Source organism: Paracoccus benzoatiresistens (assembly GCF_026913015.1).
GTDB classification, from domain to species: domain Bacteria; phylum Pseudomonadota; class Alphaproteobacteria; order Rhodobacterales; family Rhodobacteraceae; genus Paracoccus; species Paracoccus benzoatiresistens.
In genome coordinates this window covers 93,209-116,772 of sequence record NZ_JAPTYD010000005.1, presented here as the reverse complement: position 1 = coordinate 116,772, position 23,564 = coordinate 93,209, and the positions used below count along the sequence as shown (strand labels likewise).

The 23,564-nt window shown below is 67.6% G+C and carries 26 protein-coding genes; 13 read left to right on the top strand and 13 right to left on the bottom strand.

The annotated features are described in order from the left end of the window. Window positions 1-31: 31 nt before the first annotated feature. On the bottom strand, window positions 32-991 hold the full coding sequence (locus tag OU682_RS06300) for a polyprenyl synthetase family protein (RefSeq protein ID WP_268941221.1): 960 nt from the start codon (window positions 989-991) through the stop codon (window positions 32-34). Window positions 992-1,060: 69 nt separating this feature from the next. On the opposite strand from OU682_RS06300, the gene fni reads away from it, so the two are divergent. After that, window positions 1,061-2,164, top strand: coding sequence for a type 2 isopentenyl-diphosphate Delta-isomerase (gene fni / locus OU682_RS06295; protein WP_268941220.1), 1,104 nt, complete (start codon window positions 1,061-1,063; stop codon window positions 2,162-2,164). On the opposite strand, the gene OU682_RS06290 is transcribed toward fni, so the two are convergent. After that, window positions 2,115-2,660, bottom strand: coding sequence for a cytochrome b (locus OU682_RS06290; protein ID WP_268941219.1), 546 nt, complete (start codon window positions 2,658-2,660; stop codon window positions 2,115-2,117). The genes fni and OU682_RS06290 overlap by 50 nt on opposite strands. Before the next feature lie 167 nt (window positions 2,661-2,827). On the opposite strand from OU682_RS06290, the gene OU682_RS06285 reads away from it, so the two are divergent. Genes OU682_RS06285 through OU682_RS06270 form a run of 4 tightly spaced genes read left to right on the top strand, consistent with a single transcriptional unit; the run spans window position 2,828 to window position 7,224 of the window. Next, window positions 2,828-3,808, top strand: coding sequence for an ABC transporter substrate-binding protein (locus OU682_RS06285; protein ID WP_371832215.1), 981 nt, complete (start codon window positions 2,828-2,830; stop codon window positions 3,806-3,808). Continuing rightward, window positions 3,798-4,589 carry an ABC transporter ATP-binding protein gene (locus tag OU682_RS06280; RefSeq protein ID WP_268941217.1) on the top strand — a complete coding sequence of 264 codons (792 nt, stop codon included), beginning with the start codon at window positions 3,798-3,800 and terminating at the stop codon, window positions 4,587-4,589. The genes OU682_RS06285 and OU682_RS06280 overlap by 11 nt, the downstream gene beginning before the upstream one ends. After that, window positions 4,586-6,133, top strand: a complete 1,548-nt coding sequence (locus OU682_RS06275; RefSeq protein ID WP_268941216.1) for an ABC transporter permease — start codon at window positions 4,586-4,588, stop codon at window positions 6,131-6,133. Before OU682_RS06280 ends, OU682_RS06275 begins: the two co-directional genes overlap by 4 nt. Beyond that, window positions 6,130-7,224 carry a glycosyltransferase family 4 protein gene (locus OU682_RS06270; RefSeq protein WP_268941215.1) on the top strand — a complete coding sequence of 365 codons (1,095 nt, stop codon included), beginning with the start codon at window positions 6,130-6,132 and terminating at the stop codon, window positions 7,222-7,224. Before OU682_RS06275 ends, OU682_RS06270 begins: the two co-directional genes overlap by 4 nt. 79 nt (window positions 7,225-7,303) lie before the next feature. On the opposite strand, the gene OU682_RS06265 is transcribed toward OU682_RS06270, so the two are convergent. Continuing rightward, on the bottom strand, window positions 7,304-7,807 hold the full coding sequence (locus OU682_RS06265) for a YciE/YciF ferroxidase family protein (RefSeq protein ID WP_268941214.1): 504 nt from the start codon (window positions 7,805-7,807) through the stop codon (window positions 7,304-7,306). Window positions 7,808-8,030: 223 nt separating this feature from the next. Between OU682_RS06265 and aroQ the strand changes: the two genes are divergently transcribed. Continuing rightward, window positions 8,031-8,480, top strand: a complete 450-nt coding sequence (gene aroQ, locus OU682_RS06260; RefSeq protein WP_268941213.1) for a type II 3-dehydroquinate dehydratase — start codon at window positions 8,031-8,033, stop codon at window positions 8,478-8,480. Window positions 8,481-8,489: 9 nt separating this feature from the next. On the opposite strand, the gene dinB is transcribed toward aroQ, so the two are convergent. Further along, window positions 8,490-9,608 carry a DNA polymerase IV gene (dinB, locus tag OU682_RS06255; RefSeq protein ID WP_268941212.1) on the bottom strand — a complete coding sequence of 373 codons (1,119 nt, stop codon included), beginning with the start codon at window positions 9,606-9,608 and terminating at the stop codon, window positions 8,490-8,492. 185 nt (window positions 9,609-9,793) lie between these two features. On the opposite strand from dinB, the gene OU682_RS06250 reads away from it, so the two are divergent. Next, the gene (locus tag OU682_RS06250; protein ID WP_268941211.1) at window positions 9,794-10,423 is read left to right on the top strand and encodes a cysteine hydrolase family protein; all 630 of its coding nucleotides are present in this window, start codon (window positions 9,794-9,796) and stop codon (window positions 10,421-10,423) included. Here OU682_RS06250 and OU682_RS06245 read toward each other — a convergent pair. Both OU682_RS06245 and OU682_RS06240 read right to left on the bottom strand, forming a co-directional pair. Next, a complete protein-coding gene (locus OU682_RS06245; protein WP_268941210.1) occupies window positions 10,420-10,656 on the bottom strand; it encodes a hypothetical protein in 237 nt (78 codons plus the stop codon). The two genes, OU682_RS06250 and OU682_RS06245, sit on opposite strands and share 4 nt — an antisense overlap. A gap of 4 nt (window positions 10,657-10,660) precedes the next feature. Continuing rightward, window positions 10,661-10,876, bottom strand: coding sequence for a hypothetical protein (locus OU682_RS06240; RefSeq protein WP_268941209.1), 216 nt, complete (start codon window positions 10,874-10,876; stop codon window positions 10,661-10,663). 182 nt (window positions 10,877-11,058) lie between these two features. On the opposite strand from OU682_RS06240, the gene OU682_RS06235 reads away from it, so the two are divergent. The 6 genes from OU682_RS06235 to OU682_RS06210 all read left to right on the top strand — a co-directional run bounded on the left by OU682_RS06235 (window position 11,059) and on the right by OU682_RS06210 (window position 19,475). After that, window positions 11,059-11,916, top strand: coding sequence for an SDR family oxidoreductase (locus OU682_RS06235; RefSeq protein ID WP_268941208.1), 858 nt, complete (start codon window positions 11,059-11,061; stop codon window positions 11,914-11,916). Window positions 11,917-11,930: 14 nt separating this feature from the next. Beyond that, a complete protein-coding gene (gene treZ, locus OU682_RS06230; protein ID WP_268941207.1) occupies window positions 11,931-13,640 on the top strand; it encodes a malto-oligosyltrehalose trehalohydrolase in 1,710 nt (569 codons plus the stop codon). Then, the gene (treY, locus tag OU682_RS06225; protein ID WP_268941206.1) at window positions 13,637-15,883 is read left to right on the top strand and encodes a malto-oligosyltrehalose synthase; all 2,247 of its coding nucleotides are present in this window, start codon (window positions 13,637-13,639) and stop codon (window positions 15,881-15,883) included. Before treZ ends, treY begins: the two co-directional genes overlap by 4 nt. A gap of 87 nt (window positions 15,884-15,970) precedes the next feature. After that, on the top strand, window positions 15,971-17,101 hold the full coding sequence (locus tag OU682_RS06220) for a sugar phosphate nucleotidyltransferase (protein WP_268941205.1): 1,131 nt from the start codon (window positions 15,971-15,973) through the stop codon (window positions 17,099-17,101). A 14-nt stretch (window positions 17,102-17,115) separates the two neighbouring features. Continuing rightward, complete coding sequence (glgX, locus tag OU682_RS06215) at window positions 17,116-19,173, top strand: glycogen debranching protein GlgX (protein ID WP_371832213.1); 2,058 nt, start codon at window positions 17,116-17,118, stop codon at window positions 19,171-19,173. 35 nt (window positions 19,174-19,208) lie between these two features. Then, window positions 19,209-19,475 (top strand): DUF2934 domain-containing protein, encoded by a 267-nt coding sequence (locus OU682_RS06210; protein WP_268941204.1) that lies wholly within the window; start codon window positions 19,209-19,211, stop codon window positions 19,473-19,475. Between the two features lie 33 nt (window positions 19,476-19,508). Here the strand turns inward: OU682_RS06210 and OU682_RS06205 are convergent, their stop codons facing one another. From OU682_RS06205 to secF, 7 genes are read right to left on the bottom strand one after another with little or no spacing between them, the layout of a single operon-like run. Further along, a complete protein-coding gene (locus tag OU682_RS06205; protein WP_268941203.1) occupies window positions 19,509-20,048 on the bottom strand; it encodes a DsbE family thiol:disulfide interchange protein in 540 nt (179 codons plus the stop codon). Continuing rightward, window positions 20,041-20,184, bottom strand: a complete 144-nt coding sequence (ccmD, locus tag OU682_RS06200; RefSeq protein WP_268941202.1) for a heme exporter protein CcmD — start codon at window positions 20,182-20,184, stop codon at window positions 20,041-20,043. The genes OU682_RS06205 and ccmD overlap by 8 nt, the downstream gene beginning before the upstream one ends. After that, window positions 20,181-20,906 (bottom strand): heme ABC transporter permease, encoded by a 726-nt coding sequence (locus OU682_RS06195; RefSeq protein ID WP_268941201.1) that lies wholly within the window; start codon window positions 20,904-20,906, stop codon window positions 20,181-20,183. Before OU682_RS06195 ends, ccmD begins: the two co-directional genes overlap by 4 nt. A 42-nt stretch (window positions 20,907-20,948) precedes the next feature. After that, window positions 20,949-21,605 (bottom strand): heme exporter protein CcmB, encoded by a 657-nt coding sequence (gene ccmB / locus OU682_RS06190; RefSeq protein WP_268941200.1) that lies wholly within the window; start codon window positions 21,603-21,605, stop codon window positions 20,949-20,951. Then, window positions 21,602-22,228 carry a heme ABC exporter ATP-binding protein CcmA gene (gene ccmA, locus OU682_RS06185; protein ID WP_268941199.1) on the bottom strand — a complete coding sequence of 209 codons (627 nt, stop codon included), beginning with the start codon at window positions 22,226-22,228 and terminating at the stop codon, window positions 21,602-21,604. Before ccmA ends, ccmB begins: the two co-directional genes overlap by 4 nt. Next, window positions 22,225-22,578: an Mth938-like domain-containing protein gene (locus OU682_RS06180; RefSeq protein WP_268941198.1), complete on the bottom strand. Its 354-nt coding sequence runs from the start codon at window positions 22,576-22,578 to the stop codon at window positions 22,225-22,227. Before OU682_RS06180 ends, ccmA begins: the two co-directional genes overlap by 4 nt. Beyond that, on the bottom strand, window positions 22,578-23,558 hold the full coding sequence (secF, locus tag OU682_RS06175; protein ID WP_268941197.1) for a protein translocase subunit SecF: 981 nt from the start codon (window positions 23,556-23,558) through the stop codon (window positions 22,578-22,580). The genes OU682_RS06180 and secF overlap by 1 nt, the downstream gene beginning before the upstream one ends. Window positions 23,559-23,564: the final 6 nt, after the last annotated feature.

Below are 23,564 nucleotides of genomic sequence, written 5' to 3'. Positions count from 1 at the left end.
GACGGTGATCAGCGGGGCACGCGGCAGGTCATCACGCGACGCCGGCCTTTTGCACGGCCTGCGGCACCCGGTCCAGCATCGGCGCGAAGATCGCGTCGATCATGCTGCGGAACGGATCGGGCGTCAGCCCGGCGCTGACAAGGGCCTCGTCCGCCGAGGCCAGAAGCGCCCGGCAGCGGCGCAGCGCCTCGTCGGCGCCATAGACCGCCAGATAGGTTTCCTTGCCGATGTCCTGCCCGCAATCCTTGCCCGCGGTGGCGCTGTCGGACAGCAGGTCGATCAGGTCGTCGGCGATCTGGAAGGCTTGGCCCAGATCCTCGCCAAAGCGGCGCAGCAGGCTGCGCTTGTCATCCGTACACCCGGCCAGGATCGCACCGGCCTCGACGGCGGCACAAAGCAGCGCGCCGGTCTTCAGCGCGTTGATTCGGGTTACCCGGCCAAGCGCGTCGCCTGACGCGTCGTCTTCGTCCGAAAAGCCGTTCAGATCCAGCTCCTGCCCGGCGACCAGCCCCTGCCATCCCATCACGCCGGACAGGATGGAAACCAGGGCCCCCCGCTGGCCATCGTCCATTCCCTCCAGGCCGTTCGCGATCGAGATCGCGTGGTTCAGCAGCCCGATGGCCGTCAGGATCGCCGTCGCCTCGCCGAACCGGGCGTGGGTGGTGGGCCTGCCCCGGCGCAGCGTGGCATTGTCCATCGAGGGCAGGTCGTCCACGATCAGGGACGCGGTATGCACCATCTCCAGCGCAACGGCCATGTCCAAGACGGCCTCCCCGTCGGCGGCATCGCCCGCCACCAGATGCAGCAGATAGGGCCGCAGCCGCTTGCCGCTGGACATGGCGTCGCGCGCGGCCTCGACCAGGCGGGCGGGGGCTGGGGAAAGCTGCGACAGGTGGTGGGCGATCCGCAGGTCAAGCTGGCGCGCGAAGCCCGCCTGCGCATCGGGATGCCAGGCCGCTGCCTTCGCCTTGTCTATTGCGCTCTGGTGCATGAAACTAGTCCTTCAGGGCTGGCGCTGAGGCCCAACAGGGACAACGCGAAACGATAAGGGCTGCCGCAGATGATCCAACCCGATCCCCCGCTTGGAAAAGACGATGCTTCCGGTGTCAAGCTTTCCTCGCGCAAAGATCAGCATCTTGATGTCGTGCTTGCCGGGCAGGCAGGCCCGACGGTTACAACCGGGTTGGAGGCGGTCCTGTTCGAACACGTCGCTCTACCCGAAGTTTCATGGCACCACATCGATTTGTCCACCGATTTTCTAGGACATCGGATCAGCGCGCCGGTGATGATCGGCTCGATGACGGGGGGGCCAAGCCGCGCGGGGGCGATCAACCGCGCCCTGGCGCAGGTCTGCCAGAAGCTGCGCCTGCCGCTGGCCGTGGGATCGCAGCGCGTGATGATCGAAGGCGGCGGGGCCGCCGGGCTGGACCGCACCTTGCGGCAGCTTGCCCCCGACATCCCGATCCTGGCCAATTTCGGCGCGGCGCAGCTGAACCGCGGCTTTGGCCGCGACCAGGCCCTGCGCGCCATCGAGTCCATAGGCGCCAGTGCCCTGATCCTGCACCTGAACCCCTTGCAAGAGGCCGTGCAGCCCGAAGGCGACCGCGACTGGCGGGGCCTTGCCGCCAGGATCGGCGACCTGGCCCGCGACCTGCCCGTGCCGGTCGTGGTGAAGGAAGTCGGCGCGGGCCTGTCCGCCAGCGTCGTCGCCCGCTTGAGTGCCGAGGGCGTGACGATCTTCGATGTCGCGGGCGCAGGAGGGACCGACTGGGCGCGGGTCGAGGCCGCGCGCGCGCCCGACCGCGCCGCGGCGCAGGTCGCCGCCTGCTTTGCCGGCTGGGGGATCCCGACGGCGCAAGCCATCAGGGGCGCGCGGCAGGCCGCGCCGCAGGCCACGATCATCGGCTCGGGCGGCATCGTCACGGGCCTTGATGCCGCCCGAGCCATCCGGCTGGGCGCGGATCTCGTGTCGCTGGCGGGGGCGGTCCTGGCCGCGGCGCTTGACGGTCCCGAGGCGCTGGAGCGGCAGCTGGACGTGGTCCTGCAACAGTTGCGCACCGCCTGCTTCTGCACCGGCAGCGCCGATCTTGCGGCCCTGCGCCGCGCGGCCGTGATCAGCCGCGCCCCGGCCACATCCGCGACCACACACCATCCCGACGGATAAGCGCGTGCTGCAGCGCGGCCGCGACATGGACCGCCAGCACGGCGATCAGCAGAAAGGCCGCAGCGGCGTGAAGGGCCGAGGCCGCGTCCGCCAGACGCTCGGACTTGCCTATCAAGGGCCCGAAGCCCAGGCGGTCCAGAAGCTCGATCGGGTAGCCGCCGGCGCGGACGCGGACAAAGCCGCTGATCGGCATGATGACCAGCAGGGCATAAAGCATGCCATGCGACACCGCCGCGGCCCGCCGCTGCCAGGGCGGGACGCTGTCCGGCAAGGGCGGCGGGCGATGCGTCAGGCGATAGATCACCCGCACCAGGATGACCAGGATCAGCAGCGTGCCCAGGTTCTTGTGAAAGATGAACAGCGTGTCCTGAACGGGCCTTGGCAGCCCTTCCTGCGTCATCACCAGCCCCGCCGGGATCATCATCAGCACGGCAACGGCCACGATCCAGTGCAGCCATCGGGCGGGCGGGCGGTAACCTGGCAAACGGTCTGGCATCGCGGGGGCTCCCTCTTTCGTGATGGTAACGAAAGGGCAACGATCTGAACAGAGGCGCAAATCCCGCTTGACGCATTCCGCGCCCGGCCTAGGCTTTGTCCATGTCCGGCCACCAGAACCCCGCCCGCCTGATTGTGCCGCCCGCCACGCCGGGGGCCGCCGCTGCGCTGACCCGGCGCGGTGTCATCGCGGGGCTTGCGGGCGTCGCGGCGGGCGCCACGGTATGTCGCGGTCGCGCCGCCTGGGCGCAAACGCCGGTGGGCCTGCAACTGTCCTGGCTGCACTCGGTCCAGTTCGCCGGCAGCTATATCGCCCTGCGGAACGGCTGGTGGCGGGATGCGGGGCTGGAGGTCTCGCTGCTGCAAGGCGGCCCGAACGCCCCGGTGGAGCCCCCGGTGGTTGCGGGCAATGCGCTGGTCGGGATCTCGGCCGCCGACTATGCTGCCGCAGCGGTCGCACAGGGGGCCCCTTTTCGGATCATCGGCGTGGCCATGCAGAAGAACCCCTTTGTCATCGCCTCTCTGCCTGACAATCCGATCGACACGCCCGCCGACCTGCCCGGCAAGCGCATCGGCATGGCGGTCGCGAACACGCCCGTGCTGCAGGCCCTGTGCCGCCTGAACGATGTCGATTTCGCCGCTATCCGGATCGTGCCGACCCAGTATTCCGCCCAACCCCTGATGGCGGGCGAGGTGGATGGCCTGCTGTGCTGGGAAACCGACCTGCCCGTCGCCATGGCGATGCGGGGGATTGCCGCGCGGACCATGCTGATGGCCGATCACGGCTATGCGCTTCATTCGCAGACCTATATCGCGACCACCGACAGCCTGACCAACCGCCGCAAGGACCTGGTCGCGCTGATGGCGGGCGAGGGCCGGGGCTGGAACGCCTATCGGGCCGACACCGATGCTGCGGCGGATCTGACGGTCGAGATGTTCCCCGACGCCGGGCTGGATCCGGCGACGCAGCGGCTTCAGGCGGAACGGCAGGTGCCGCTGATGTTTTCCGGCCTGACCGACGCACATGGCTTCGGCTGGTGGACGGACGAGGGCGTGCAGGAAAACATCCGGACCCTGTCCCTTCTGGGCCGGACGGTGACGCCCGACCTGTGGGACCGCTCCATCCTTGAAGACGTCCATGCCGGATAGACCGCCCGCCCCAATCACCTGCACGGGCCTGGCGAAGACGCATGACAACGGCGTCATCGCGTTGGAACCGTTGGATGTGACCTTCGCGCCGGGCCAGACGACAGCCCTGGTCGGCCCCTCGGGCTGCGGCAAGTCGACGCTGCTGCGGCTGGTCGCGGGGCTGGATCAGCCCTCGGCAGGACAGGTCAGCATTGCCGGGCTGCCACCAGCGCGGCAGGCGGCGAAGGGGGCAATCGCGATGGCCTTCCAGGATCCCTCGCTGCTGCCTTGGCTGACGCTGCGCAGGAATATCGCGCTTGCCCGCAAGCTGGCGCGCCAGCCCGCCGATCCGCGCCTGGTGGACGAACTGATCGGCCTGGTGGGGCTTGAAGGGTTTCAGGAAACCCGCCCGGCCGCGCTGTCGGGCGGGATGCGCCAGCGCGCCGCCATCGCGCGGGCGCTTGCCACGCGGCCGCAGGTGCTGCTGCTGGACGAACCTTTCGGCGCCCTGGACGAACTGACCCGCCGCCAGCTGGCCCGCGACCTGCCGCCCTTGTGGCAGCCCCTGGGCACGACCACGCTGCTGGTCACCCATTCCGTGGACGAGGCCGTGCTGCTGTCCGACCGCATCCTCGTTCTGTCGCCCCGGCCGGCGCGCGTGGTGGCCGACCTGCCGGTGCCGCTGCCTCATCCCCGCCCCGTGCAAGTGACCGAGAGCGCGGCGTTCCGGCGGATCGCGGCGCAGGCCCTGGCGGCCCTGGCGCAGGGCGTGGCCGACAGCCCGGCACTGGCTGCGCAATGACGACGCTTGTGCGTCGGGCGGGACCGGCGGTCCTGCTGCTGGCCATGTGGCAACTGGCCGCGGCGGTGGCGGCGGGGCAGTTCGTGCTGGCCGGTCCGATGGCGGTGCTGGCCTGGCTGGCCGACAATCCGGGACTGATCACCCGCGCGCTGTCCGTCACCCTGACGAATGCCGCATGGGGATTTCTGGCGGGCAACCTGGCCGCCGTCCTGATCGCCGTCGCGGGAATGCTGTGGCCGCGGGCCCTGGGGCTGCTGACCGGGCTTGCCCTGGTGGTCTTCTGCCTGCCTCTGGTCGCCACCGGCCCGATCCTGCGCGTGATGATGGGTCCGGGCAATGGCCCGCAGATCACGCTGGCGGCGCTGGCGGTCTATTACACCACGCTGATCCCGCTGCTGGCGGGGCTGCGGGCCGCGCCTTCGGTCTGGTTCGACCTGGTCGCAAGCTATGGCCGGGGGCGGCTGGCCGCGCTGGTCCATGTCCGCGCCCGGGCCTCGCTGCCCTATCTGCTGGCGGGGTTGCAGATCGCGGCCCCCGCCGCCTTCCTCGGCGCCATGGTGGGCGAGTTCACGGGGGCCGAGCGTGGCCTGGGCGTGCTGACGATCCGCTTTACCCGCGACCTGGATGTGCCCGCCTTGTGGTCCGTGGCCATCGTCGCGGCGGGCGTCTCGATCGCGGCCTATCTGGCTGTCGGCGCCCTCGGCCGCCGGTTCAGGCTGGAACGCCCGCCCGTGATCCTGGCCCCGCCCCGCCTGTCGCGGGGATCGGCGGCCAGCCGCATCGGCAGCGCCACGGTGCTGGTCTTAGCGGTGCTGGCGCTGTGGTGGGGCGGGACCGAGGCGCTGCACCTGAACCCCTTCTTCGCCAGGCGCCCGCCCGATCTGCTGGCGGCGCTGACGTCCGCGCCCGATGCCGCCGCCACCCGGCAGGCGCTGCTGCAGGCGGCCGCGCAGACGGCGGCGCTTGTCCTGCCGGGCTATCTGGCCGGGCTCGCGCTTGGCGCGGCGCTTGCCGTGCTGTTGTTTCTGGCGCCGGTCCTGTCCGGCCTGGTGACGCCGCTTGCAATCGCGCTGCGGTCGGTGCCCATCGTGACCACCGCGCCCCTGGTCGTGCTGCTGCTGGGTCGGGGCGCGCCGGGCACCATCGCGCTGGTCGCGCTGATGGTGTTCTTCCCGACCTTTGTCGCCTGCCAGCACGGGCTGGGGCAGGCGCCCGGCCAGATCCTGGACATCCTGCGCGGCTATGCCGCCGGGCCCCTGAAGCAACTGGTCCATGTCCGCATCCCGGCGATGCTGCCCGCCTTCTTCGCCTCGGCCAGGATGGGCGTGCCCGCCGCGATCCTGGCGGCCACCGTGGCCGAGTGGCTGGCGACCGGACGCGGGCTTGGCAACCTGATGGTGTTGTCGGCATCGGTGTCGGACTACACCATGCTGTGGCTGACGGTGGTGCTGGTCACGATGGCCTCGGCCCTGTGCTACGGCGGCGTCGCCTGGATCGAACGCCGCGTGCTGCGCGTCTTCGCCCCCGAGCAGGTGGACCGGTGAGCCCCTGCCCCGCCGCCTTCGCCATCCCGGGCGACATCGCCACCCTGACCGGCGGCTATATCTATGAACGCCGCCTGCTGGAGGGGTTGCGCCGGATCGGCCACGACATGCTGCACCTGGAACTGCCGGCCAGCTTTCCCGACCCTTCCCCCGAGGAGATGAAGGCAGCCCTTGCCGCGCTGGCGGCCGTGCCGCCCGACCGGCCGCTGATCCTGGACGGGCTGGTTTTCGGCGCCATCGACACGGCGGGCCTGGCGCAGGTCCGGGCGCCCATCGTGGCGATGGTCCATCACCCGCTGTCCCTGGAAAGCGGCCTGGACGCGGCGCGACGCGATCATCTGTTCCGGACCGAATACGACAACCTGCGGCTGGCCCGGCACGTCCTTGTGCCAAGCCCGCACACCCGGCGGATCCTGATCGAGCGCTACGATGTCCCGCCCGAGCGCATCACCATTGCCCGGCCGGGGGTTGATCGCCCGCGCCTGCCCCCTGCACCGGCATCGCCGCCCCTGATCCTGTCCGTGGGCATCCTGCACCCCCGCAAGGGCCACGACATCCTGGTCGATGCGCTTTCGCGCCTGCCGGATCTGGCGTGGGATGCGGTCATCGTCGGCAATCCCTGGGACGCCGCCTGCGCCGATGCCCTGGCCCGGCAGGTTGCAGAAAGCTCCGCCGCCGCCCGCATCACACTGGCCGGACGGGTCGCGCAGGACGTGCTGGACCGGCTTTATGCCCAGGCCACCATTTTCGCGCTTGCCACCCGATACGAGGGTTACGGCTTGGTCTTCGACGAGGCTCTGGTCCACGGCCTGCCGATCGTCAGCTGCAACACGGGCGCGGTCCCCGACACCGTGCCCGCCACGGCAGGCCTTCTCGTGCCGCCCGACGACGCGGCGGCCTTTGCGGCGGCCCTGCGATTGGTGCTGGAGGACAACATGCTGCGCGACCGGATGGCCCGTGCCGCCGCAGCTTCGGGAGGCGATCTTCGGGGCTGGGATCATACGGCGATCGTGGCCGGCGCAATCCTGGATCGCGCCCGATGCCGTCGAACTTCCGGCGATCAGGACGGATCGCCGCAGTTCGTCCTTTAACAGGCGACAAAGATGGCGTTCCTGCGCCGCCCAGCGGCGCAAGGGGCAAGGCCTGCGACTGGCGCGGGCCCTGGATGGTTCAGGCCGCGGCCCGTTCGGCGGCGGCGGCGTTGATGACGGCTTCGGCAAGGCCGGTCAGCTTCTCGTCGGTCGCCGATTCTTCCTGCAGGGTCTGGTCCAGCAGCGAGACCGCCTCGTCCATGCCAAGGATCTGGGCCCAAGCCTTCAGCGTCCCGTAGCGGGTGATCTCGTAATGCTCCACCGCCTGAGCGGCGGCCAGAAGACCCGCGTCCAGCGCCGGGCTGCCCTTGAATTCCTCGGCGACATCCTCGGCTTCGGCGATGATGCCCTCGATGGCGTCGCAGGTCTTGCCCCGAGGACGCTTGCCGATCAGTTCGAACACCTGCGCCAGACGCTCGACCTGGCCCTGGGTTTCTTCCTCATGGGCCTTGAACGCGGCCTTCAGATCCTCGCTTTGCGCGGCGCGCGCCATCTTGCGCAGCGATCCCAGGATCTTGCGTTCGGCGTAATAGATGTCCTTCAGCGTTTCGTGAAACAGCGTCTCCAGCGTCTTGTCGGCCATGGGAAAGCTCCTTGCTTCTTGCGATGCGCCGCCTTCGGTTGCGGCGCGGGACGCCTTTCTAACAATCCCCGGGCGGGTCCGTTCCATCATCGCCCCGCACCATTGCCTTTTATCAATCCCGGCAACCATCGGGCGCGACACCTTGGCCGGCATCGAACCGGCCTTCACCGCCCGAGGGAATTACGCTTTAAGCATTCATCGCCACCGCTCAAGGACCCTGTTCATGCCCACGCTTGTCTATATCCTCAACGGTCCCAACCTGAACCTTCTGGGCAAGCGCCAGCCCCATATCTATGGCCACGAAACCCTGGCCGATGTGGAACGCGACTGCGTGGCGTTGGCGGCCGAACTGGGCGTGCGGACGCGTTTCCTGCAGTCGAACACCGAAGGCCAGATCATCGACTGGATCCACCAGGCGCGCGAGGATGGTGCGGGCATCGTCATCAATCCCGCCGCCTTCACCCATACCTCGGTGGCGATCCTGGACGCGCTGAATGCCTTCGACGGACCGGTGATCGAAGTCCATATCTCGAACGTCCACAAGCGCGAAAGCTTTCGCCACCATTCCTATGTCAGCCTGCGCGCCGATGGCGTGATCGCCGGCTGCGGGACAGAAGGATATCGCCTGGCCCTGCGCCGGATCGCCAGCCTGGTGGCAGAAGCGGGCGAATGACCCTGCCTTTCACAGCCCCGGCAGGCCCAGGGAAAGCTGGCGCGCCTCGGCCTCGTCCCCGGATTCCAGCGAGGACAGGGTGACGCCCAGCAGGCGCACGCCCTTGTCCACCGGGAACAGCGGCTGCAACAGTCCCACGGCAATGGCCTCCAGGTCGCTGGCGCCATGCACCGGCGCCGCCAGGGTCCTGCTTCGGGTGATCTGCTGGAAATCTGCGTATTTCACCTTCAGCGTGACCGTGCGACCGGTCAGCTGCCTGCCTTCGCAATGGCGCCAGACCTTTGCGGCCAGGGGCGCGATCTCGCGCCGAGCCTCGTCGAAGTCGTGGATGTCGGTGGAAAAGGTGTCCTCGGCGCCCACCGACTTGCGGATGCGGTGCGGCTCGACCGGGCGGTGGTCGATGCCGCGCGCGATGCGGTAATACCACGATCCCGCCTTGCCGAAATGATGGCGCAGGAACTCGGGCGAGCGGGCGCGCAGATCGGCCCCGGTGACGATGCCCAGCCGTTCCATCCTGGCGGCGGTGGCGGGGCCGATGCCGTGGAACCTGCTGACCGGCAGCTCGGCCACGAAGGCGGGTCCCCGCGCCGGGGTGATCACCGCCTGGCCATTGGGCTTGTTCAGATCGCTGGCCAGCTTTGCCAGGAACTTGTTGTAGGAAATCCCGGCCGAGGCGTTCAGCCCCGTCACCTGCCGGATCCGGTCGCGGATCATCAGCGCGATGGTGGTGGCGACCGGGATATCCTGCTTGTTCCGCGTGACGTCCAGATAGGCCTCGTCCAGGGACAAGGGCTCGATCAGGTCGGTATGTTCGGCAAAGACCTCGCGGATCTGGGCGGATACGGCGCGATACACGTCGAACCGGGGCTTGACGAAGATCAGGTCGGGGCAGCGCCGTTTCGCCGTGACCGAGGGCATGGCGGACCGGACCCCGAAGACGCGCGCCTCGTAGCTGGCGGCGGCGACGACGCCGCGGGCGGCCGATCCGCCAACTGCGACCGGCTTGCCGCGCAGGTCGGGATTGTCGCGCTGCTCGACCGACGCATAGAAGGCGTCCATGTCCACGTGGATGATCTTGCGCAAGGACGCCCCTGCCGCGCGATCTTCCCCGTCCCGTCCTTCCTCCATGAGGCTTCCATCCCGCGCGTCGCCAGCCGGATCCATCCTAACCGACCGGAAGATGGAAACAAAGGCGGAACAGCGCCCTGATGCTGCCCGGGTTCCGGCGCAGAACAAATGTTTACGCAGGCGGGCGGCCTGCAACCAGCCGACCACGCGACTGTTTCATCCTTGATAAGACGAAGGAGAACGGCATGACGTTTGGCAAGCGGAACGAGGACGAGAAGGTCAACGAGGGCCTGATCTATGGCCCACCCGGCGAGAAGACCGTTCACCTGTGCATCGACATGCAGCGCATGTTCGACAAGGGCTCTCCTTGGGCTGTCGAATGGGTGCTGCCGCAGATCTGCCAGGTGGTCGAACGCTTTCCCGCGCAGACGATCTTCACGCGCTTCATCACGCCCGAAACGCTGGACGACGCCCCTGGCAACTGGCGGCATTACTACGAAAAATGGCCGCAGATGCTGCGGCGGAACATCGACCCTGACTGGGAAAGGCTCTTGCCGGAACTGGAACTGCACCTGCCGGCCGCCCGGGTCTTCGACAAGCCGGTCTATTCGCCCTGGATGGATGGCCGGCTGCACCGGATGCTGCAGGACGAGGGGATCGACACGCTGATCATGACCGGGGGCGAAACGGATGTCTGCCTGCTGGCCGCGGTGATGGGCGCGGTCGATCTGGGCTATCGCGTGATCATCGTGTCGGACGCGCTGTGTTCATCGACGGACGAGACGCATGACGCCACGATGGAGGTCTATGCCAACCGCTTCGGCCAGCAGATCGAGATGATCGAGACGCAAAAGCTGCTGGCGGCCCTTGTCTAGGGCTGCCTGCAGTCGAAACGTTCGGACAGTTCGCGAAACACCTGGGCGATGGCCAGTTCGGTTTCCAGTCCCTCGACGATGACGGCGCCGGGGTCCTCCTGACCGTCATGAAGGACCTGGCGCTCGGACAGCCAGTCGCAAAGCGCTTGCCGGCCTTCCGCGTCAAGAAGGCCGGGCAGTGCGTCGATCAGCTTGCCATAGGCGATCAGCCGGGCGTCGCTGCCGCCGGACATGGCCTCAATACCCCCCGGGCGGGTCGCTGGCCGGAAAGGATTCATCCACGGCCTCGTCAACCCGGTCCCAGTTGCGCGGGGGTGCGGACATTTCCCTGGGCCCGGCGGTGCGGACATAGCGGTAGTCGGTTTCGTCATCCGTGCTGCCAACGGCCTTGGCGATCAGCCCCGCCACCATCATCAGCGCCCCGCCCGCAATCAGGATATCGCAATTTCGCATAGTCTTGCTCCGATCTGGTCTGGGTCAAACGACGCGGCGAGGGCAGTTGTTCCGCAACCCGGGCACCAGCTTTTCAACTGATAAACAGCAACGTGGAAACCGATTGGCATCAAGGCGGTTCTGAAAGGGCATCCCGCCCGCCTGCCGGGCGGCCATCCACCATGAAAAAAGCGAGGCCGCAGATGCGCGACTATCCGAAGCCCCCGTTCCCGAAGCAGCAGCAGGAATTGCCCGGCAGCTTCCAGAAGATGGACCCCAGGCCCGACCATGGCGAGGAAAGCTGGCGCGGCGCGAACCGGCTGGAGGGGATGAAAGCCATCATCACGGGCGGCGACAGCGGCATCGGCCGCGCGGTGGCCATCGCCTATGCGCGCGAGGGCGCCGACGTGGCGCTGGCCTATCTGGACGAAACCGAGGACGCGCAATCCACCGCGCAACTGATCCGCGATGCGGGGCGGGAATGCCTGACCTTCCCGGGCGACATCTCGGACCCCGAGCACTGCCGCAAGATCATCTCGGAAACCGTCGCGAAGTTCGGCGGGATCGACATCCTGGTCAACAACGCCGCCCACCAGCGCACCTTCGACAAGATCGAGGACATCCCGGACGAGGAATGGCAATACACCTTCGCCACCAACATCCATGCCATGTTCTACCTGACCAAGGCCGCCGTGCCGCACATGAAGCCCGGCAGCGCGATCATCAACACGGCCTCGATCAACGCCGACACCCCCAGCCCAAACCTGCTGGCCTATGCGACGACCAAGGGGGCCATCCAGAACTTCACCATGGGCCTTGCGCAGCTTCTGGCTGAACGCGGCATCCGCGCGAACGTGGTCGCGCCCGGTCCCGTCTGGACCCCCTTGATCCCCGCCAGCATGGAGGCCGAGAAGGTGTCCAAGTTCGGCGAGAACTATCCGATGAAGCGTCCGGCCCAGCCGGTTGAGCTGGCCTCGGCCTATGTGATGCTGGCGGAACCGATGTCCAGCTATGTCTCGGGGGCGACGATTGCCGTCACCGGCGGCAAACCGATGATCTGAGGGGCGGAAGCAGGATGACATCACACTGGGGCGGGCGCTGGTCCGAGGATGGCTGGACGGCGCGGATCTGGGCGCCCGACGCAAGCGAAGTGGGGCTGGTGCTGCGCGGCCAGTCCCATGCCATGACACGGGAACAGGACGGGTTCTGGTCGGCCAGCGCCCCGGCGCAACCGGGCGACGGCTATCTGTTCCGGGTGGACGGACAGGACCTGCCCGACCCGGCCAGCCGGCTGCAATCGGGCGATGTCCATGCCCCCTCGCTAGTGACGGGACCTGCCGATCATGCGTGGCAGGTGCCGTGGCAGGGCCGCGACTGGGCCGAGGCGGTGATCTATGAACTTCACCTCGGCACCTTCACGCCTCAGGGCACCCTGGCTGCGGCTACGGAAAAACTGGCGGGACTGGCCGATCTGGGCATCACCGCCATCGAGATCATGCCGGTCGGCCAATGGTCCGGCGACCGGGGCTGGGGCTATGATGGCGTTCTGCCCTATGCGCTGCATCCGGCCTATGGCAGCCCCGACGACCTGCGCCGCCTTGTCGATCACGCCCATTCGCTGGGGCTGATGGTGATCCTGGATCTGGTGATGAACCACTTCGGCCCGGATGGCGCCTATCTGCACCATGCCGCGCCCCGCTTCTTCGATGAAGGCCGACACACGCCCTGGGGCGCGGCCATCGACTTTTCGCAGCCGGCGGTGCGCGAATACTGGATCCAATGCGCGGAATACTGGATCGGGGAATTCCGGCTGGACGGGCTGCGGCTGGATGCGGTCCACCAGATCACTGGTCCGGGCGCGGACGAGTTCATGCGGCAATTCGCGCAGCGCCTGCACGCGGTCGATCCCGCGCGCGCCATCCACCTGATCGTCGAGGACGAGCGGAACGAACCGGACCTGCGCGAAAACGGCTTCGACGCGACCTGGAACGACGATTTCCACCATGCGGTCCATTGCCGGCTGACGGGGGAATCCGACAGCTATTACGCAAGCTTCTCGCACGACCCTGTCGGAGACCTGTGCCTGGCGCTCGGGCGCGGGCATATCGAGGAAGGCCAGCCGCGCCCCGGCCGCGACACGCCGCGCGGCCGGCCTTGCGGACACCTGCCGCCGACCACATTCGTCAACTCGACCCAGACCCATGACCAGGTGGGCAACCGGGCCCGGGGCGAAAGGCTGCTGTCGCTGGCCGATCCCGAGGGCGTCCGCGTGGCCTATGCCCTGCTACTGGTCGCACCCTATATCCCCATGATCTTCATGGGCGAGGAGCGCGGCGCCACCACCCCCTTCCTGTTCTTCGCCGACTATACCGGCGACCTGGCCGAGGCCGTCCGCAAGGGCCGTGCCGCCGAATTCGCCGGAATCGCCAGCCTGGGGTCCCAGGTTCCCGACCCCTTGTCGCCGGAAACCTTCCAGCGGTCCAAGCTGGACTGGGACGACGACAAGGCCCGCAACTGGCTGGACCTGACGCGGCGGGCGCTGTCCTTCCGCGCGGATCATGTCGTGCCGCTGCTGAAAAGCGGGCGCAGCGCCCCCGCCGACGTGACCCGCCATGGGACGGCATCGCTGTCGGCGACGTGGCACTTCCACGCCGGGACGCTGGACCTGTGGCTGAGCCTGGGCGAGGTTGAACCGGATTTGAAACCACCGCAGGATACGGCATTCACACTGGGCCGCATCGGCCTTGATCCCTTTGCCCTTTCCGTCACAACAAGGCCCAGATGACCACATTCATTCCTACGGCAACCTATCGGATCCAGCTTCGCGACGGCGTGGATTTCGCGCGGGTCACCAGCCTGCTGCCCTATCTGAAGACACTCGGCGTCTCGCATCTCTATCTTTCGCCGATCTTCATGGCTCAGACGGGCTCGACCCATGGCTATGACATCACCGACCCGACACGGATCGACCCCGCCCTGGGCAACCGCGAGGGGTTCGAGGCCCTGGCCCGCGCCGCCAAGGCGCAGGGCCTGGGGATCATCCTGGACATCGTGCCCAATCACACGGCCTTCACGCTGGAAAACCCGTGGCTGCTGGATGTGCTGAAGCATGGCCGCGACAGCCGCTATGCCCGGCATTTTGACATCGACTGGGACGCCGGCCCGCTGGTCCTGCCCTTCCTGCCGGAACCTTTCGAGAAGATCCTGGCCGAGGACACATTCAGGGCCTCCGACGGGACCTGGAGTTTCGGCGATGTGTCGCTGCCCCTGGCCGACGGCAGCCCCGAGACCGAGGACCTGCGCAGCCTGCACGAGGCGCAGCATTGGCGGCTGGTCCATTTCGACCAGGAACGCGACGGCATCACGCACAGGCGTTTCTTCAACGTCACCAGCCTAATCGGGATGCGGGTCGAGGATCCCCAGGTCTGCGAGGACACGCACAGCCTGATCCTCGAACTTGTCCGGTCTAGCCTGGTCCAGGGGTTGAGGGTCGATCACATCGACGGGCTGGCCGATCCCGAAACCTATCTGCAATGGCTGCACGCGGCGCTGCCCGACACGCCGGTCTGGGTCGAGAAGATCCTGGTCGGCGACGAAACCCTGCCCCCCGAATGGGAAACAGTCGGAACCACCGGATACGAGGCCGCGCGCCTGATCGCCCGGATGCTGACCGACCCTGCCGGGATCGAGGCGCTGGACGGGCTGTGGCGGCAGGCAACCGGCATCGAGACGGATTTCCGGGCCGAGTTGCGCCAGGCCAAGCTGGACGTGCTGGACAACGAACTGGCCGCCGAGCGGCGGCAGCTGGCCGACATGGCCGCCGCCGCGACCAAGGGTTCCCCGGTTGCCGAACCCGGCCCGGAGTCCCTGCGCGAGGCCATCACCGCGCTGCTGGTCGCCATGCCCCGCTATCGCAGCTATGTCACCGATACGGCCCGCCCCGGGGATCGCGAGTTGCTGCGCGCGGTCGCCGACCAGGCGGCTGAAGGCTTGCGCAGCCGGGTGGTGGTCGATCTGCTGGCCGACCTGATGATGGACCCCCGGACCGACGAGGCCCGCGCCCTGGTCTGCCGGTTCCAGCAGGTGTCGGGCGCCCTGCTGGCCAAGGCGCAGGAGGACACGGCAGGCTTCCGCTGGACGCGCTACCTGCCGGCAAACGAGGTCGGCGCCGAACCTGACGAGCCGACTGTCACGGCCGAGGAAGCCGAAGCCTTCCTGGCCCGCCGCCGTCCTTCCGACATGACGCTGGTCTCGACCCATGACACCAAGCGGTCGGGCGATTCCCGGATGCGACTGGTCGCGACCAGCCACCTGCCCCAGGCCTTCATGGCGCTTTACGAGGGGGCCTGCGCCCTGCCCTCGGCCGAGGCGGTTGAGCCACGGTGGCGGTGGTACATCGTCCAGTCGGCCCTGGCGATCTGGAACGGCGATGTGGATCACACATCCGAAAGGCTGAACCGCCATATCGAAAAGGCGATGCGCGAGGCCAAGCTGACCAGCTTCTGGTCCAACCCCGACAACGCGGCCGAGGCCGCCGCCCATGCCTTTGCCGGGGACCTGCTGGATCAATGGCACCGCGCCCCCGACCCCGCCCTGCAATCCCTGCTGGACCGGGGCGAGGCGCTGGCCTTCGCCCAACTGTCCCTGCAGATGCTGATGCCCGGCTTTCCCGATATCTATCGCGGCGACGAGGGCGGATTGCTGGCGCTGACCGATCCGGACAACCGGCTGCCGGTGGACTGGGACACGCTCTCGGCCCGGCCCGATCCCGACGCCAAGCTGAACTGGACCCGGCAGCTTCTGTCGCTGCGCCAACGGCACGAAGGGTTCCTGCGCGATGCCGATACCTCGGTCCGCATGGACGAAACCGGGATCCGGCTTTTCCGCACGCTTGGCGACCAGCATCTTCTGGCGGAATTTTCCAGCCGGCCCTTGGCCCGGAATGCAGAGGGTTTGTCCCGTGCCTTCCGCGACGGCAGCCATGTTCAGGTAACGCTCAACCCGGTCAGGACACAGGAAAATATTTGATTTAGCACGGAACAATCGGACGTTGCATCTGTTGCGAGGGCAGGTCGGCCTCAGGCCCCAGCGCTTCCCTCGATAAGGATTGTCCCGGTGACAGAACAGCCTCATGTGTCCAGATTGGCCTGCCCAGATCATCGGGTTGCCACCATCCTTCTAGCAGGCGGCAAGGGCACCAGGCTGCATGACCTGACCGTCGCCGAAAGCAAACCCGCCGTGCCCTTCGCCGGCCGGAACCGGATCGTGGACTTTGCCATGGCGAATGTCATCCGGTCGGGACTGGACAGGCTGGTGGTGGCGACGCAGTTCGCGCCGGCGACCCTGCACCACCACCTGCCTGCCTGCTGGGGCAGGCATTTCGCGGGGGGTGCGATGGTGCTGCGCGACGGGCGCGACCGTTACCTTGGCACCGCCGACGCCGTGCGGCACAACTGGCAGCAGATCGAGGACTGGCAGGTGGATCATGTGCTGGTCGTGGCGGCGGACCATATCTATGACATGGATTACGGCGCGCTGATCGCGGCGCACCGCGCATCGGGCGCGGCGGTCACGGTGGCGGTGGACGTGGTGCCCCTGGCCCAGGCCAGCGGCTTCGGGGTGATGCATGCCGATGCAAACGGGCGCATCTTGTCCTTTCTGGAAAAACCCGCGATCCCTCCGGCCATTCCGGGCGAACCAGACCGTGCGATGGTATCGATGGGGATCTATGTCTTCGATGCCGGTTGGCTGAAGGACGCGCTGTTCGGCCGCGGCATCGAAGCGCTCGATTTCGGGCACGAGGTCATTCCCGCTGCCGTGGCGCAGGATGTCGCCATGGCTTATCGGCTGCCCGCGGGCCGGTCCGGCCGGCCCTATTGGCGCGATGTCGGGACGCTGGAAGCCCTGCGCCAGTCGCACATGGATTTCGCCGCGGCCCAGCCGGCACGGCTTCCGCGCATCTCGCCCACCTCGGAATGGTATCTGGCGCGGGGCAGCGTGATGATGCCGGGCGCGGTGGTGCCGCCCTCGGCCCGGCTGACCTGCACCATCGTCGCGCCGGGCACGCGGATCCCGCAAGGCCTGGTCGTGGGCGAGGATCCGGACGAGGATGCCCGCTGGTTCCGCTGCGAGGGACGCACCGTCCTGGTCACGCAGGCCATGCTGGACCGGCGCGAGGCGATGCGCGTCCCGGCCATCCTGTCGGCGGGTTCGGGCGCTGCCCTGCATCCGCGCGATGTCGCCTGAACATGGAGTCTGGAATGTATGACATGAAGCAGGCCCCCGCCTTCGATCAAAGCGTCACCCGCCCCGACCTTCTGGGCGCCGAATTCCTGGGCGAAGGCACCAACTTCGCCCTTTTCTCGGACCATGCCACAAAGGTCGAACTGTGCCTGTTCGACGAATCCGGCCAGAAGGAACTGCACCGGCTGGAACTGCCCGAGATGGAGGGCGGCATCTGGTTCGGCTACCTGCCCGGCGTCGGTCCGGGACAGGTTTATGGCTATCGTGTCCACGGCCCCTATGCGCCGGAACAGGGCCATCGCTTCAATCCCAACAAGCTGCTGCTGGATCCCTATGCCCGCGAACTGCGCGGCCAGATCCAGTGGGACGACGCGCTGCACGGCTATGAGATCGGCAAGGACGATCTCAGCTTCGACACCCGCGACAGCGCCCCCTTCATGCCCAAGGCGGTGGTGGTCGATGCCAAGTTCGACTGGGACACCGACCGCGCCATCCGCACGCCCTGGCAGAACAGCCTCGTCTATGAAGCCCATGTGAAGGGCCTGACGCAGATGCATCCGGGCGTCCCCGAGGCGGATCGCGGCACCTTCCGCGGCCTTGGCAGCGATGCCGTGATCGAGCATCTGCACAAGATCGGCGTCACCGCGATCGAGCTGCTGCCGATCCATGCCTTCGCCAACGACCGCTTCCTGGTGGAACGGGGCCTGTCGAACTATTGGGGCTATTCGACGCTGTCCTTCTTTGCCCCCCATGCCCCCTACCTGAAGTCGGGCCAGATCCGCGAGGTCAAGGAGGCGATCCGCAAGCTGCACAAGGCAGGGATCGAGGTCATCCTGGACGTGGTCTACAATCACACCGCCGAGGGCAACGAGCTTGGCCAGACGCTGTCCCTTCGCGGCATCGACAACGCGTCCTATTACCTGCTGTCGCCCGACAACCCCCGCCACGGCTTCGACACCACCGGCACGGGCAACACGCTGAACGTGGCCCATCCCATGGTCCTGCGCATGGTCATGGACAGCCTGCGCTACTGGGTCGAGGCGATGCATGTGGACGGCTTCCGCTTCGATCTGGCATCGACCCTTGGGCGCGAACCGCAGGGGTTCGAGCGCGACGGGTCGTTCTTCAACGCGATCCGGCAGGATCCGGTGCTGTCGAGCGTCAAGCTGATCGCCGAGCCCTGGGACATCGGCGAGGGCGGCTATCAGGTCGGCGGCTATCGCTGGCCCTTCCGCGAATGGAACGACAAGTTCCGCGACGATACCCGCGCCTTCTGGCGCCGCGACCCGGGGCTGGTGCCGGCCATGGCGGAACGCCTTGCCGGATCGCCGGTGCAGTTCAACCACAGCCACCGGCCCGCGACCTCCAGCGTGAACTTCGTGGCCGCCCATGACGGCTTCACCCTGTGGGACACGGTCAGCTTCAACGACAAGCACAACGACGCCAATGGCGAGGAAAACCGCGACGGACACGACCACAACCTGTCCGACAACCTGGGTGCCGAAGGTGCCAGCGACGATCCCGGCATCCTTGCCGCACGGGTTCGTCGCGCCCGCGCCATGCTGGCGACCGTGCTGCTGAGCCAGGGCGTGCCGATGATCCTTGCGGGCGACGACTTCGGCAATACCCAGGACGGCAACAACAACGCCTATTGCCAGGACAACGCCATCAGCTGGCTGGAATGGGACAAGGCGAGGGGAGAATTGCTGTCGGCCGTCCAGGCGCTGTCCGCGTTCCGGCACGAGATGCCTCTGGCCCAGTCCCGTTTCGGCGTGGCGCCCGCCGATGCGGACGACCGCCATCCCGTGATCGAATGGCTGCACCCGCGCGGCGGTGCGATGGAGGACGACGATTGGCAGGACGGCGAGCTGCGCTGCCTTGGCCTGCAGCAGGCCTTGCCTGACGGGCCGACTGTGCTGATCCTGGTCAATGCGGGCGAGGATGCCGAATTCGCCCTGCCCGAGGGCGAATGGACACTGCGCATCGACACCTCGGACGACGAGGTGGCGCAAAACCGTCCCGTCAGCGGCATCCTGCCCGTGCCGTGGCAGACCGTCATTGCGCTTGTCCGTTGACACCAGGTCGCGTTCGTAAACCACAGGAGAGAGACATGGATCAAGACCATCAAGAGCGGATCAGGCTGCGCGCCCACGAGATCTGGGAAAGCGAAGGCCGCCCCGAAGGCCGCGATGCCGACCATTGGTCGCGTGCCGAGGAAGAACTGCGCAACCAGCTGGAGGGCGACCAACCGTCGGGCGCCGACATGCTGGCCGGAGATACTGCCCAACCCCAGCCTGCGCAGACCAAGAAGCCTGCCGCCAGGCGGACCAGAAAGGCCAAGGCGGACCCGACCCCTTACCTGAACGACGGGCCGTAGGACCGGGACCCCGCCGGGCCGTCCGGTGATGCGCTATTCGGCTGCCCGGGCTTTCTCAAGCTCGGGCAGGAAGCGGTTCGTATAATCCTCGCGCACCAGGGGACCGGCGAAACGATAGAGGATCCTGCCCTCGCCATCGACGATGAAGGTTTCGGGCGGTGCGGTCACGCCCCAGTCGATGGCGCCGCGCCCCTTGGGATCGGTTGCGATCGCGGCAAAGGGATCGCCGCCCTCCTCCAGGAAGGCCAGGGCATTGGCATCGTTGTCACGCAGGTCGATGCCATAGACGGGCATCTGTTTCGCAAGTTCGGTCAGCGTAGGATGTTCGGCCCGGCAGGGTGGGCACCAGCTGGCCCAGAAGTTCACCAGCTTGACGCCCGGCTGGCGCAGCATCTCGTCCGTCAGCTGCACCTTGCCCGGAAGCGTGGTCTGCGGCACGGCGGGCGCCTCGCGCCCCACTATGGCAGAAGGAAGTTCGTTCTGATTGTCCCGGCTCATGCCCCACAGGAACATTCCGGCCAGGGCGGCGAAGGCCAGCGGCGGCAGCGCGACAAGGGGCGATATCCTAGCCATGTCTTTCCTGCTTTTCCAGTTCGCGGCGGGCGCGGGCATTCGCGGCCAGCGTCTGCCAGATCAGCCCGCCCAGAAGCGCCAGCGAGACGCCATAGGCGCCCAGCACCGCGCCCGCATATTTGCCAAGCTCGATCATGCGCGCATCTCCCTTGCCTGCAGGGCGGCCAGGCGCCGCCTGCGGATCTCCGTCCGGGTGCGGACCAGCAGAAGCGACAGGAACAGCAACCCGAAGCCCAGCATGGTCAGGTAAAGGGGATAGCGATAGACCGCGCTCATCCTTTCGCCCGATTGAACCGACAGGCTGGCGCCCTGGTGCAGGCCCTGGTTCCAGAAGAACACGGCATAGCGCGACAGCAGCGCGAAGACGGAACCCACAAGGCACAGCACGCCGGTCAGGTCGGCGGCGCTGTCGGGGTCCTCGACGGCGGACCACAGGGCGATATAGCCGATATAGAACAGAAGCAGGATCAGGAAGCTGGTCAGGCGCGGGTCCCATTCCCACCAGGTGCCCCACATGGGCTGGCCCCAGACGGCGCCGGTGATCAGCCCGATCACCGTCATCACCGCGCCGATGGGGGCGGCAGCCTTGGCGGCCAGCGCGCTGACGTGATGGCGGCGGATCAGCCAGATCAGGCTGGTCACCAGCATCATCACCCAGATGTTGATCGCCATCATCGCGGCGGGCACATGCAGGAAGACGATCTTGACGGTCGATCCCTGCCGGTAATCGTCCGGCGTCGAAAACCCCCAGACCAGGCCCGTGACCGTGCAGACCGCAGCCCCCGCCACCACCCAGGGCAGGACCGCGCCGGACGTGCGCATGAATTTCACGGGGTTGGCGTATTCCCAGATCGACATGCATTCTCCCTAGCGGCGGCTTGGGCGCGGCTCAAGCCCGCTTCACCGCAGATTGACCCTCAAGGCCGCGGCTGCGGCAAAAGGAACCAGCGCCAGCACCCCTGCCGTGATGCCCGCCAGAAACAGAAGGGGGGTCGCGGTGGCGCCCCCTTCCTGCCCGCGCCGGATCATCTCGGTCCCGAAGATCAGCGTCGGAATGTAAAGCGGCAGGACCAGCAGCGACAAGAGCAGCCCCCCGCGCCGCAGGCCCACAGTGACGGCGGCGCCGAAGGCGCCCAGCATCGACAACGCGGGCGTGCCCAGCAGCAGCGATGTCAGCAGCGACGGGATGGCAGCGGTCGGCAGGTGCAGCAGGATGCCGAACAGCGGCGCCGCGACGATCAGCGGCAGGCCCGTGGTGATCCAATGCGCCAGCGCCTTGACCGCCACCGCGCCTTCCAGCGGCAGGGGCGAGGTCGCCAGCAGGTCCAGGCTGCCGTCCTCGTGATCCAGCGCGAAGATGCGGTCCAGCGACAACAGGCAGGCCAGCAGCGCCCCCAGCCACAGGATGCCGGCTGCGATGGGTTGCAAGGCGCTTGTGTCGGGGCCGACACCAAAGGGGACAAGCGCGCACAGGATCAGGAAGAAGGCCACGCCCAGTCCGAAGCCCCCGCCCGCGCGGATCGCAAGGCGCAGGTCCCGCTTCAGCAAGGCGATCACGCAAAGGCCTCGTTGAAGCCCGCCGGGCGCGCGGCAGGGGCAGCCCTGGCCCTGAAGGGCGTGAGGTCCAGCACCCGGGCATCAAGCCCCAGGTCGATATGGGTCGCGATCAGCGCCGCGCCGCCCTGCCCCAGATGCCCGCGCACCATGTCGGCAAAGCGCGACACGGAAGCCGCATCCAGCGACACGGTCGGCTCGTCCAGCACCCACAGCGGCCGGCGCGAGACCACCAGCCGCGCCAGTCCCAGCCGGCGCTTCTGTCCGGCCGACAGCGCGGCGGCGGGGCGATCCGCAAGCGCGGCAAGGTCCATCGCGGCCAGCGCGCCCGCGACATCGCCGCCACCAAAGACCTGCGCCCAGAAATGCAGGTTCTCGGTTAAGGTCAGCGCGCCTTTCAGCCCATCGGCATGGGCGGCATAGGCAACCGCATCCTCGGCCATCTCGATCCGGCCCGTCACCGGGGGCTGAAGCCCCGCGACGGTGCGAAGCAAGGTCGTCTTGCCAATGCCGTTGGGGCCGCGCAGGATCAGGGCCTGCCCTGCTGCCAGCGAAAAGGATATCCCCTCGACCGTCCTCAGCCCGCCGCGCGCGACGGCAAGGTCATGGACGGCCAGCAGGCTCACAGGGGCAGAAGCGCGCAGGCGACGCGCCGCCCCTCGGATACGGTGACGTTATAGGTCCGCGCCGCCGTGGGCGAGGCCATGGATTCGACCGCCACGCCCGCCTCGCGCAGCGCCGCGACCAGATCGGCCGGGGCATGGGCGACATCCGCCCCCATGCCGATGAACAGCACGTCCACCTGCCCCGCAAGCGCCATCAGCGCCGCACGATCATCCAGCCCGCCCCAGGCGGTCCCGCCCGCCGACGTCACCAGCACCGCGCCCTGGATCACCTGTCCGCCGACCCGGAAGAAGCCGGGGCCATAGCCATCGACCGGCACGGCCCCGCCGAAATGGGTGGGGTTCATCTTCATCAGGGACGTTCCGCGTTTTCAAAGGGGGACGCGGCCAGCTTCGGATCCTTCTTGGACCAGTCGCGCTTCACGCCCAGCCACAGCACGATGTTCTTGGCGACATAGATCGTGGAATAGCAGCCAACGATCACCCCGAACAGCATCGCGATCACGAAGTCGCGGATCACGTCGCCGCCAAAGATCAGCATCGCGGTCAGGGCGATCGCGGTCGTGACGGCCGTCATGATGGTGCGCGACAGCGTTTCATTGCAGGTCAGGTTCATCAGGTCGATCAGGGGCCGCGTCTTGTACTTCATCAGGTTTTCCCGCAGCCGGTCGAAGACCACGACCGTGTCGTTGCAGGAAAAGCCCAGGGTGGTCAGCAGCGCCGCGATGGTTGTCAGGTCGAACTTCAACTGGAACAGCGAGAACAGGCCCACTGTCAGCAGCACGTCATGGATCAGCGCGACCACGCAGCCGATGGCGAACTGCCATTCGAAGCGCAGCCAGATATAGGCCATGATCCCCAGGCAGGCAGCGCCGACGGCATAGAAGGCGGTCTGGATCAGTTCGGCCGAGACCTTCGGCCCGACCGATTCGACCGAGGCGAAGGTGATCTGCGGATCGACCTCGTGCAGCGCGGCCTCGATCTCGTTCAACTGCTCGGGCGTGACCGAGCCGGTCTCCTCCGTGGTGCCGATGCGGATCATGGCGACGTGGCGATCCTGGCCGAAGCTCGGGTCGAAGACCTCCGTGATGGCCAGGTCGCTGAAGCCGAGGTCGTCCAGGGCCTCGCGGTAATCGCCAACCTCGAAGGCGGTGGTGCTTTCGGTGCGGATGGTGGTGCCGCCCTTGAAGTCGATGCCGAAGTTGAGCCCCATCGTGGCGATCAGCAGGACCGACACGGCCATCGCCAGCGCCGAGATGCCGAAGGTCAGCCACTGCCACCGGAAGAAGTCGATGCTGGTGTTGTCGGGGACGAGTTTCAGACGGAATGCCATATGCGG